The organism is uncultured Bradyrhizobium sp. (assembly GCF_936928535.1).
In the GTDB taxonomy this organism is placed as follows: domain Bacteria; phylum Pseudomonadota; class Alphaproteobacteria; order Rhizobiales; family Xanthobacteraceae; genus Bradyrhizobium.
This window is the reverse complement of record NZ_CAKZHY010000053.1, coordinates 54,764-65,311: the sequence shown is the minus strand read 5'-3', so window position 1 is coordinate 65,311 and position 10,548 is coordinate 54,764. Positions and strand designations below refer to the sequence as shown.

Here is a 10,548-nt window from a genome sequence, read left to right as displayed (position 1 = left end):
GTTCCGTTACCGCACCTCAATCGTTCACCGACAGCACCATGACCGGATCGGCGATCGCCTCAGGCGCGATCTCCTGGGCGAGCGGCAGCACGGCCGTTCCGATCGCGAAGAACTCGATCACATGGGTCTGCCAGCCATGGCTGCCTTCGTGGATCTCGACCCCGACGACGCCTTCGGCATGCGCGGCCTCGGCCTCGTATTGCATCCGGTCGATGGCGATTTCGCGCGCCTCGTACATCGCCAAAGTGTAGTTCTCGAGCTCGACGTTCTGACCGATGCTGCCGAGGCCCGCCAGGATGCCGCGATGGGCGACGTGATAGACGCAGCTTCCCATCACCATCTCGACCGGACGGTAGCCGGAATGCAGCAGCGACCAGAAATCCTGACCCGACAGGTCGGAGGTGAAGGGGCCGCCGTCATGCGCGCGGAATCCGGGATGACCCTCGCCATGCACGACGCCGGTGCCGATGGCGATGAATTCGAGCAGATGCTCGTCCCATTCCAGTCGCTTGATCGTCAGCTTGACGCCGACGATGCCGTCCGCGCCCATGGCGGTCGCCTCCGCCCGCATCCGGCTCATCGCCAGCTCGCGCGCGTGATACATCGCCTTGGACAGGACATCGAGCTCCTGGTTCTTGCTCCAGCTGCGATATTGTATGCCGACATGGTAGACGCAGCTGCCGACGCACAGGCCGATCGGCTCGAACCCGGCCTTGCGCACCAGCAAAAACTCGTTGACCGAGAAATCGGAGGTGAAGATTCCAGTCGAATGGGCCGAGCTGCGCAAACCCTTGAGGCGGTCCCTGGCGTGTGCCGGCATCTCGTCGGTCATGTCAAATGGCTCCCTCGGATTCATTGGACTGGTAGGATTGGTGATGCGGCGTGGTGCCGACCAGCGGCGTGCGGCCGTCGTGCATGTCCACGACCATGCGCACCTCATGCGGAATTGCGGCGCCCGGCCTGGCGTCGACCGTCGTCGCCACGACGATGTGGCGGGCGAGGTACTGCTTGCGATCGTTCTGTCCTTCGCGCTCGAACATCTCGCTGAAATTGAGATGCGCCAGCACCCCGTTACCTTGCGGGCGCGCGTTGGTTCGCAGCTCCTGATGAGCCCGCTGGCGAACGTGCTGCCACAGCTCGCTCAGCCGCGCGGACTCGATATTGCCCATCCACGTCAGATTCGTGTTGTTCAGCCAGTCATTCAGCCATTCGTAATAGGCGCCGATCGCAAGGCCGGTCGGCACTACGTCGGCTTCCAGCAATTTGACGAATTCGAGGGCAGGGATGGTGGCAACGATCGGGTCGTCGCTTTGCGGCAATCCTTCGACGCGGACCGCGGTGCCGGACAGCGTGAAATCCATGCTGTTGTCGATGCCGAGCGGGATTGTGCGCATCTTGACATCGAGGACCGCGTTGGCGCCGGCGGTCCATGCCTCCTCTTTCAAGCGGCGCAGCGCCGTATGCCAGCCTTCGGCGTGGCCTTCGGTCCATGACCAGCCGTAGTGCAGCCAGCAGGTCGCCGAGATCGCCGCGATCGGCCGCAAGCCGTGCGAGCGCGTGACGAGCAATTCGGCCGGCGTCAGCGTGGCGGTCCACGGCCGGCGTCCGCTACGCGCGCCCTCCAACCGTTCCTTGATGGCTTTCGGCACTTCTCGGCGTTGAAGGGAGTCCTGGATGTCGGCGACGCGCTCGTCATGAGCGGCTTGCCGAGCGATGGTTTCCGCATCCGGTCTCTTGAAGATGTCGAAGATGCCCATCTCAGCTCGCCATGAAGTCGCCGAGCGATCCGCTCAGAGCCCGCGCATAGTCGCTGGCTTTCCTGGTTTCCTCGGCCAACCGCGCGAACCATTCGGCGGGCTCGACGCTCTTGGTGTTGAGCACGACGCCATGGACGACCATGGCAATGCTGGCCTTCAGCCGGCCGCCGTCGATCTCGAGATTGTATCGCTTCTCGCCGAGCTCGACCGAGACGCCCTTGGTCTTCACGCTGCGGGAGAAAAGACCGCGGCTTTCGTGAACCGTCACCAACTCCGGCAGGGCTTCCTTGAGCCTGAGCGCGAAAGCGCGCAGATTGCTCTCGGCATCCGATTTGAACCGGCGCAGCCACGCAGCCTGGATGTCGAAATTGACGTTCTCGGTCACCGCTGCACCGCCGCGGCGTTGACGCCCTGCATGCCCTGCACCAGCCGATCGCGGATCGCCGTCAGCTTGGCCTCGCGGTCGCGGTCGCCGGAGGCGACCTCCCGCTCGATCGCGATGACTTCGTGCATGGTCTGGATCGCTTCGTCCGCGACTTGCGCCAGCACGTCGATGTTGCGCTGATCGCCACCGAGGCTCCGCGCCGCGCTGGTCGCGGCGTCATGCGCGCCCTTCGAGGCCAGGATGGTTATTTGCCGTGCCGCTTCGTCCAGCTTCTCGGATTCGTAGGCAGCTCTCGCGATATCGACCTGCACCACCGCCTGGCTTGCCACCGCCATCAGGCGCGGGATCACCACCAGCATCCCGTTCGATATTTTCATGATCCGGGTTTCGGCGGCCTTCTTGTTCTGGCCGATGATCGGGATCAGCATGGCGGAGGCGACGAGATTTTCGCGCATCTCGGCGATCTTGCCGCGGAAGTTCGCCACCGCCGATCGAAACTCCATCACATCGGCGGCGTCGGTGGCATCGCCAGTCCCAACCGCATGCTGCCGCAGCGCTTCCAGCTCGGCCTGGCCGCGGTCGAGCGCAATCTGGCCGGCCGCGATTTCGATCTTCAGGTCGTTGAGGCTTTGGCGCACTGCCAGCGCCTGCTGGTCGAGCAGCTGGACGGCGACGGTCAGGTCCGCCTTGGTCTTACGGGCCTTGGCCTGTTCGGCATCCATCAGGTCGAGGAATTGCTTGCGGTTCTCCAAAAATCCGCTGAACGCGGTGCGGGCCTCGGCAACCGCGCCGATCAGCTTGCCGAGCAAACCTTTGCGGGCGACCGGCTGATCGCCCCTGGCTTCGGCCTGGAGGTCCTGAATGCGCAGGATGTTGACGCCGTCGATGACGCTTGCGGCGATGCGTCCGACCTCGCCGGCGTCCTCGAGCCGGACGCCGGTCAACAATTGGCGCGAGGTCTGGGCGATCGCAGCCAGCGCGCCGTCGCCATGCGCCAGCAGGGTGGTGGTGTTCCGAAAATCCACCTTCGCAGCCGAGGCCTCTGCCGCGGCTAGATCAGCCGCGCTGAGATTGGCGATTTCGACCAGACGTTCAGGTGCGGGTTCCGGCATCAAGCGCGGGTCCGTCGTGGTCAAAGGCTGCGGGGCTGGAGCGACGGCGGCCGGCACTTGCGCCGGTGGTGGATCGAGATCAAAGACGGAGAGGTCGAGAGGGGCGGTCGGCTTGTTATCGGGCATTCTTAGCTCCACCGATCGCTCCGTATCTCCCGGTCGGGCAAACGGAGCAGCTCTTGCCGCTGCAACATAAACGTGTCGTGGATGGCCGTATAGCGGCCAGGTGTAGGAGTTCCGATAGGCCGCCGAACATGCTTGCTCGCAAGCTAGCGCCTTCCGGGCAGGCTCGTTTGGGGCAGGAAGGCCTGCCGTCATCGTTAGTCGGATGGACGCTGGAATGGGTTCGACGCCGGGGATCGGTTCGCGATCTGAAAGAAGCCCCGTTCCCACGACTTCCGCGAACGCGTCGCGTGAGATCGGCCATGCCATGGCGACGTTTCGAATTCCCGTTTGAAATCAGTCACCGTTCTACTGTGCATGGGGTTGTTTTCGATCGATCGGTTCATTTTCGCATAAAACGAAAAATTGCTTGTGCCGTCGGGCAAAACACCTTTAGGATTTTGGCCACCGGAAGCGAGAAGTTGCGCTCACCCGCTGCACCCGCAGGGCGGAATATTTCCGCGCTTGCCAATCAACGCAGTGCAGTTCAGAAAAAAGCGCGAAGAAGAAACGCGAGCGGAGACCTCTGTTTTGACCATCAAGGGCAAGGCCTACATTGCCGGGATCTACGAACACCCGACCCGGCATGCGCCGGACAAATCCACCGCCCAGCTCCACGCCGAGGTCGCCAAGGGAGCGATCGAGGATGCCGGGATCAGCAAGGACGATGTCGACGGCTATTTCTGCGCGGGCGATGCGCCCGGCGGCGCCTGGCCGATGGTCGATTATCTCGGGCTGAACACCAAGAAACTCCGCCACGTCGATTCCACCGAGACCGGCGGCTGTTCCTACATCATCCATCTCGGCCATGCCGCCGAAGCGATCGCGGCGGGCAAATGCTCGATCGCGCTCATCACGCTCGCCGGCAAGCCGCGCACCGGCGCGATGCCGCCGCGCGCGGCAGGCGCGGAGGCCGATTTCGAGTCCGCTTACGGCGCGACCACCCACAATGCCTATGGCATGTGTGCCATGCGCCACATGCACGACTATGGCACCACGAGCGAGCAACTCGCCTGGATCAAGGTCGCGGCCTCGCATCATGCGCAATACAATCCGCATGCGATGCTCAAGGACGTCGTCACGGTCGAGGACGTCCTGAACTCGCCGATGATCTCCGATCCCTTGCACCGCATGGATTGTTGCGTCGTCTCCGACGGTGGCGGCGCGCTGATCGTGACGACACCCGAGATCGCCAAGAGCCTGAAGAAGCCGCTGGTCAAGCTGATCGGTCATGGCGAGGCGATGAAGGGCCCGCGCGGCGGCAAGGATCTCGATCTCACATACTCTGCCGGCATCTGGTCCGGCCCGCGCGCGTTCGAGGAAGCCGGCGTCACGCCGAAGGATATCAAATACGCCTCGATCTATGACAGCTTCACCATCACGGTGCTGATGCAACTGGAAGACCTCGGCTTCTGCAGGAAGGGCGAGGGCGGCAAGTTCGTTGCCGACGGCAATCTGATCTCGGGCGTCGGCAAGCTGCCGTTCAACACCGATGGCGGCGGCCTCTGCAGCAACCATCCCGTCAACCGCGGCGGCATGACCAAGATCATCGAAGCCGTCAGGCAGCTGCGCGGCGAGGCGCATCCGAAGGTGCAGGTCAAGAATTGCGATCTCGCCATCGCGCATGGCACCGGCGGCCTGTTGGGTGTTCGCCACGCCGCCTCGACGGCCATTCTGGAGCGCGTGTGATGGGTGAAGCAAAGAAGTATCCTGCCCCGGTGACGAACCCCGAGACCGCCGCGTTCTGGGATGCGGCCAAGCAGGGCAAGTTCATGATCAAGCGCTGCACCGCCTGTGGCGAAGCGCATTACTTCCCGCGCTCGATTTGCCCGTTCTGCTACTCCGACAAGACGGTGTGGGAAGAGGCCTCGGGCGAGGGCACGATCTACACTTACAGCCTGATGCGGAAGTCGCCGACGGGGCCTTATGCGATCGGCTACGTCACGCTGAAGGAAGGGCCGTCGGTGCAGACCAATTTCGTCGACTGCGATCTGGAGAAGCTGAAGATCGGTCAGAAGGTGAAAGTGGTGTTCAAGCCGACGGATGGCGCGCCATTGCCGTTCTTCACGGTGGCGTAAATTTCTTCCCTTCCCCCCTTGTGGGGGAAGGTGGCGCGAAGCGCCGGATGAGGGGTATCGCTCCGCGGAGAGATTGTTCGATGCGGAGGCAACCCCTCACCCAAACGAGTTTGTTGCGGGCAGCATCTGGCTCTCTCCCGCAAGGGGAGAGGGCGCATCAATAGGCGCCGCCGCCCGCTGAAAGAAGGCCGGGAGGAAACAAACAGAATGTCCGCCAGATACGAAGAGCTCAAAGGCCTGAAAAACCTCGGCCAGAAATATGCCTATGGCGATCGCGAGGTCATGCTCTACGCTTACGGCATCGGCCTCGGCGCCGATCCCATGGACGAGAACGAGCTCGCCTTCGTCAACGAAGGCACGCTCACGCCGCGACCGTTGAAGGTGGTGCCGACCTTCGCCTCCGTTGCAGCATGGGGTTCGGGGCCGGGCGAAATGAACCTCAACCGCGTCATGGTGGTCGACGGCGAGCGCGACATCACCTTCCACCAGCCGCTGCCGGTCGCCGCCAACATCACCGCCGACTCCTCCGTGCTCGAGGTCTACGACAAGGGCAAGGACAAGGGCGTCGTCATCAGCCACCAGACCGTGCTGAAGAACGAGAAGGGCGAGAAGCTCGCGACACTCGTCGCTTCGCGCTTCGCCCGCGGCGACGGCGGTTTTGGCGGGCCGAACCTGACCCAGCCTGATCCGCACAAGATTCCGTCGCGCGCGCCCGACAGGACCATCGACATCGTCACGCGGCCCGATCAGGCGCTGGTCTATCGTCTCTGCGGCGACCGTAATCCGCTGCACAGCGATCCCGAGTTCGCCAGGAAGGCCGGTTTCCCGCGTCCGATCCTGCACGGCATGTGCACCTATGGCATCACCTGCCGCGGCGTGCTGCAGACCTATGCCGACTATGACGCGTCAGCGTTCCGCCAGCACGTCGCGCGGTTCTCATCCCCGGTCTATCCCGGCGAGACCGTGACCATGGACCTCTGGAAGGACGGCAACACGATCTCGTTCGAAGCCAAGGTGAAGTCGCGCGGGGTGACGGTGATCAAGAACGGCAAGACGGTGCTGGGTTAGGCCCCGCTGTCATTCCGGGGCGCGCGAAGCGCGAACCCGGAATCTCGCGCCACGACCTCTGGGTTCCGGGTTCAGCGCTGTGCGCTGCCCCGGAATGACAATAATAAAACAGGGAGAAGCCACCATGGGACTACTCGACGGCAAGGTTGCGCTGATCACCGGCGCGGGCGGGGGGCTCGGTGAGGCCTACGCAAGACTGTTCGCGCGGGAAGGGGCCGCGGTCGTGGTCAACGATCTCGGCGGGCCCCGTGACGGCTCCGGCGCCGACAAATCGATGGCCCAGCTTGTGGTGGACGCGATCAAGGCCGAGGGCGGCAAGGCTGTCGCCAACGGCGCCGACATCTCCACCATGGAGGGCGGCCAATCGGTGTTCGATGATGCCATCAAGCATTTCGGTCGCGCCGACATCCTGGTCAACAATGCCGGCATCCTGCGCGACCAGACCTTCGCCAAGGCCAGCGAGTCCGACTGGGACAAGGTGATCAAGGTGCATCTGAAGGGCACCTTTTGTTGCACCATGCCGGTGTTTCGCTGGATGCGGGACAATGGCGGCGGTGTCATCGTCAACACCTCCTCGACCTCAGGCCTGATCGGCAATTTCGGCCAGACCAATTATGGCGCGGCCAAGGGCGGCATCTGGGGCCTGTCCAACGTGCTGGCGATCGAGGGTCGCAAGTACAACATCCGGATCTGGACGCTCGCCCCGGGGGCGCTGACCCGCATGACCGCAGACCTGCCCCGCTATAAGGAGAACCCAGGTGCGGCGCTGGGGCCGGACGGTATCGCGCCGGCCGTGCTATACATGGTCAGCGATTTGTCGGGCGACCAAACCGGCAAGGTGCTGGGCGTGTCCGGGCCCCGCGGCGTGCGCGAAATGCGGATGATGGAGATGGAAGGCTGGAAACCGCCGCATACGGGCTGGAATGCACAGGACATCGTCGATCATGCCAAGGAGATCTTCTTCTCCGAGGAACAGATCAAGATGGGCGCGCGGAGGTTTTAGCCAGTCGTCATCCCGGGCACGCGAAGCGTGAACCCGGGATCCATGTTACAGCACGCGCAATAGATGAATGGATTCCGGGTTCGCGCTGCGCGCGCCCCGGAATGACGGAGAAAAAGAGGGACTGATGAAACTCACCGCCGACGCCAAGGGCACCTTCGCAATCGCGCCGACGCCGTTCCACGACGACGGCCGGATCGACGAGCGCTCGATTGACCGCCTGACCGATTTCTACGAGGAGGTCGGCTGCGACGGCGTCACGGTGCTGGGTATCCTCGGCGAGGCGCCGAAGTTAGACGCGGTCGAGGCCGAGCAGGTGGCGGTGCGCTACGTCAAGCGCGCCAAGAAGATGCAGGTGATCGTTGGCGTCTCCGCGCCGGGCTTTGCCACCATGCGCTCGCTGGCGAAGGCCTCGATGGACGCAGGCGCGGCCGGCGTGATGATCGCACCGCCCCCGTCGCTTCGCACCGACGACCAGATCGTTGGTTATTTCAAGCAGGCCGCCGAGGCGATCGGGCCGGATATTCCCTGGGTGCTGCAGGACTATCCGCTGACCTTGCAGGTGGTGTTCACGCCCGCCGTGATCCGCAAGATCGTCATGGACAATCCGAACTGCGTCATGCTCAAGCATGAGGACTGGCCGGGCCTGGAGAAGATTTCGACGCTGCGCGGCTTCCAGAAGGATGGTTCGCTCCGTCCGCTCTCGATCCTCTGCGGCAATGGCGGCACCTTCCTCGACTTCGAGATGGAGCGCGGCGCTGACGGCGCCATGACCGGCTATGCCTTCCCTGAACTGCTGATCGATGTCGTCAACCTCTCCAAGGCCGGCAAGCGCGACGCCGCGCACGACCTGTTCGACGCGCATCTTCCGCTGATCCGCTATGAGCAGCAGCCCGGCGTCGGCCTGACCGTTCGCAAATACGTGCTCCAGAAGCGCGGCATCATCGCCTCCAGCGCGCAGCGCAAGCCGGGCGCGACGATGACGGCCACCGCGAAAGCCGAGGTCGATTACCTCTTGTCGCGCGTTGCCCGTTTCGACAAGCGCGCCAATCTCGGCCCGCAATCCAGCGCCGCGGGTTAGTTGAATGCCCGAGACATCAGCATCACGTCCGGCCTCGACGATCCTGCTGCTGCGCGATGGCGCGAAGGCCGACGGCAAGGGCCGCGGCGAAGTTGAGATCTTCATGATGGTTCGTCATCATCAGATCGAGTTCAACTCGGGCGCGCTGGTGTTTCCGGGTGGCAGCGTCGATGCTGGCGACAACGAGATTGTCGCCCGTGCCGATTTGTATTCAGGCGGCGAGGGCCTGAACGAAGCGGATCGCGGGTTTCGCATCGCCGCGATCCGCGAGACCTTTGAAGAAAGCGGTATCCTGCTGGCGCGATTCAAGGACACGGGTACCCCAGTTGATGCCAAGAGCGCCGGCGAGATCGCCGACGCGCATCGCGTCGCGCTCAACGAGCACAAGATCAGCTTCCTGAAAATTCTCGACGACAACGGCCTCCAGCTCGCGCTCGACACGCTCGTGCCCTATGCGCATTGGATCACGCCGGAGGGCATGCCCAAGCGCTTCGACACCTGGTTTTTCCTGGCGGCCGCACCGCCGGACCAGCTCGGGGCGCATGACGGCCGCGAGTCCACCGACTCGATCTGGCTGTCGGCGCGCGAGGCGGTGGAGGGCGGTGAGAGCGGCCGCTTCAAGCTGCCGTTCCCGACCACGCGCAATCTGATCCGCCTTGCCAAGCAGCCGAGTGTGAGCGCCGCACTCGATCATGCCAAGGGGATGTCGATCGTCACGGTGATGCCCGTGATGACCAAGACCGAGAGCGGTCGCCAGCTCCGCATCCCCCGCGAGGCCGGCTATGACGGAGAGGTGTTCGAGGTCGGGGCGGTCGGCTAGGACACTTCGATATTGACCGAAGTATAGCCGGTCCCGGGCGCGCTAGGTTCCGTCCATCGCGAATGGATGGGACAGATCAGATGGACGTCAGGCAGGATACCAACATCGCCATCGAGTTGGCATTGCTGCTCGCACTCGCAACGCTCTGGGGCGGCTCCTACACCTTCATCAAGCTCGGCGTCGCCACCATCCCGCCGGTGACACTGATCGCCGCCCGCACGACGGTGGCGGGCCTGTTGCTGCTCGCAGTCATGTGGGCGAGGGGCATTAGCATGCCCACGGACGCCGCGACCTGGCAGCGCTTCGCGTTCCAGGCCGTGCTCAACAGCGTCATCCCGTGGACCCTGATCGCCTGGGGCGAGCGCCATGTCGATGCGGCGCTGGCGACCATCCTCAACTCGGCCGGGCCGATCTTCACCTTCCTGCTCACCGCGATCGTCACCCGCCATGAGGCCACGACCCCGCGAAAGCTGTTCGGCGTGATCGCCGGCATGGCTGGCATCCTCCTGATCGTTGGCGTCGATGCGTTCCGCGACGTTGGCAGCGGCCTCGCTGCGGAAGCGGCGATCGTTGCCGCCACTATCTGCTATGCATGTGCCGCGATCTTCGGCCGGAGCTTCAAGGGCCTCGATCCCATGGCGCCCGCCGCCGGCTCGCTGCTGGCGGGCACGACGGCGCTGATTCCGGCCTCGCTGGTGCTCGAGCAGCCCTGGACGCTGTCGCCCTCGCTGAGCTCGGTCCTGGCGCTGCTGGCGCTCGCGGTATTCTCGACGGCAGCCGCCTTCGCGATCTATTTCCGCCTGATCCAGACCCTCGGTTCGGTCGGCACCACCGCCCAGGCTTATTTGCGCGTCCCGATCGGGGTCGCCATCAGCGTCGCCTTCCTCGGCGAAAGCCTGAGCCGGACAGCCTGGATTGGCCTTGCTTGCGTCGTTGTCGGCGTTGCCGCCATGACGATCCCGGCGCGGCGGGCGGCCGTCGCTAAACCATCATGAAAAACAGGCTGTTCCGGCCGGTTGAGGCATGTTCCCCCGGAGGGGCGATACAGCGTATATTGGAGGGGTATGGAGTCCGGTTCCGCCCCT

11 protein-coding genes are annotated in these 10,548 nt (G+C 64.0%); 7 read left to right on the top strand and 4 right to left on the bottom strand.

Annotated elements, in window-relative coordinates:
- Positions 1 to 16 precede the first annotated feature (16 nt).
- Genes Q0687_RS06750 through Q0687_RS06735 form a run of 4 tightly spaced genes read right to left on the bottom strand, consistent with a single transcriptional unit; the run spans position 17 to position 3,380 of the window.
- Positions 17 to 832 (bottom strand): heavy metal-binding domain-containing protein, encoded by an 816-nt coding sequence (locus Q0687_RS06750; protein WP_298873710.1) that lies wholly within the window; start codon positions 830 to 832, stop codon positions 17 to 19.
- 1 nt (position 833) lies between these two features.
- Complete coding sequence (locus tag Q0687_RS06745) at positions 834 to 1,757, bottom strand: heavy metal-binding domain-containing protein (protein WP_298873708.1); 924 nt, start codon at positions 1,755 to 1,757, stop codon at positions 834 to 836.
- A gap of 1 nt (position 1,758) precedes the next feature.
- A complete protein-coding gene (locus tag Q0687_RS06740; RefSeq protein ID WP_298873706.1) occupies positions 1,759 to 2,142 on the bottom strand; it encodes a hypothetical protein in 384 nt (127 codons plus the stop codon).
- Positions 2,139 to 3,380, bottom strand: a complete 1,242-nt coding sequence (locus Q0687_RS06735) for a toxic anion resistance protein (RefSeq protein ID WP_298873704.1) — start codon at positions 3,378 to 3,380, stop codon at positions 2,139 to 2,141. Before Q0687_RS06735 ends, Q0687_RS06740 begins: the two co-directional genes overlap by 4 nt.
- 567 nt (positions 3,381 to 3,947) lie before the next feature.
- Here Q0687_RS06735 and Q0687_RS06730 point away from each other — a divergent pair.
- The 7 genes from Q0687_RS06730 to Q0687_RS06700 all read left to right on the top strand — a co-directional run bounded on the left by Q0687_RS06730 (position 3,948) and on the right by Q0687_RS06700 (position 10,458).
- Positions 3,948 to 5,105: a thiolase domain-containing protein gene (locus Q0687_RS06730; RefSeq protein WP_298873702.1), complete on the top strand. Its 1,158-nt coding sequence runs from the start codon at positions 3,948 to 3,950 to the stop codon at positions 5,103 to 5,105.
- A complete protein-coding gene (locus Q0687_RS06725; RefSeq protein WP_298873700.1) occupies positions 5,105 to 5,494 on the top strand; it encodes an OB-fold domain-containing protein in 390 nt (129 codons plus the stop codon). Before Q0687_RS06730 ends, Q0687_RS06725 begins: the two co-directional genes overlap by 1 nt.
- A gap of 207 nt (positions 5,495 to 5,701) precedes the next feature.
- Positions 5,702 to 6,562: a MaoC family dehydratase gene (locus Q0687_RS06720; protein WP_298873698.1), complete on the top strand. Its 861-nt coding sequence runs from the start codon at positions 5,702 to 5,704 to the stop codon at positions 6,560 to 6,562.
- 124 nt (positions 6,563 to 6,686) lie between these two features.
- Entirely contained in the window at positions 6,687 to 7,565 is an 879-nt protein-coding gene (locus Q0687_RS06715; protein ID WP_298873696.1) for an SDR family oxidoreductase, read from the top strand.
- Between the two features lie 124 nt (positions 7,566 to 7,689).
- Positions 7,690 to 8,643, top strand: a complete 954-nt coding sequence (locus Q0687_RS06710) for a dihydrodipicolinate synthase family protein (RefSeq protein WP_298873694.1) — start codon at positions 7,690 to 7,692, stop codon at positions 8,641 to 8,643.
- A gap of 4 nt (positions 8,644 to 8,647) precedes the next feature.
- Positions 8,648 to 9,463 carry an NUDIX hydrolase gene (locus Q0687_RS06705; RefSeq protein WP_298873692.1) on the top strand — a complete coding sequence of 272 codons (816 nt, stop codon included), beginning with the start codon at positions 8,648 to 8,650 and terminating at the stop codon, positions 9,461 to 9,463.
- Positions 9,464 to 9,543: 80 nt separating this feature from the next.
- Positions 9,544 to 10,458: an EamA family transporter gene (locus Q0687_RS06700; protein WP_298873689.1), complete on the top strand. Its 915-nt coding sequence runs from the start codon at positions 9,544 to 9,546 to the stop codon at positions 10,456 to 10,458.
- Positions 10,459 to 10,548 lie beyond the last annotated feature (90 nt).

Coding starts and splice junctions, on each gene's coding strand:
- Q0687_RS06750 (WP_298873710.1), bottom strand. CDS start 832: ATGACCGACGAGATGCCGGCACACGCCAGGGACCGCCTCAAGGGTTTG.
- Q0687_RS06745 (WP_298873708.1), bottom strand. CDS start 1,757: ATGGGCATCTTCGACATCTTCAAGAGACCGGATGCGGAAACCATCGCT.
- Q0687_RS06735 (WP_298873704.1), bottom strand. CDS start 3,380: ATGCCCGATAACAAGCCGACCGCCCCTCTCGACCTCTCCGTCTTTGAT.
- Q0687_RS06725 (WP_298873700.1), top strand. CDS start 5,105: ATGGGTGAAGCAAAGAAGTATCCTGCCCCGGTGACGAACCCCGAGACC.
- Q0687_RS06720 (WP_298873698.1), top strand. CDS start 5,702: ATGTCCGCCAGATACGAAGAGCTCAAAGGCCTGAAAAACCTCGGCCAG.
- Q0687_RS06715 (WP_298873696.1), top strand. CDS start 6,687: ATGGGACTACTCGACGGCAAGGTTGCGCTGATCACCGGCGCGGGCGGG.
- Q0687_RS06710 (WP_298873694.1), top strand. CDS start 7,690: ATGAAACTCACCGCCGACGCCAAGGGCACCTTCGCAATCGCGCCGACG.
- Q0687_RS06705 (WP_298873692.1), top strand. CDS start 8,648: ATGCCCGAGACATCAGCATCACGTCCGGCCTCGACGATCCTGCTGCTG.
- Q0687_RS06700 (WP_298873689.1), top strand. CDS start 9,544: ATGGACGTCAGGCAGGATACCAACATCGCCATCGAGTTGGCATTGCTG.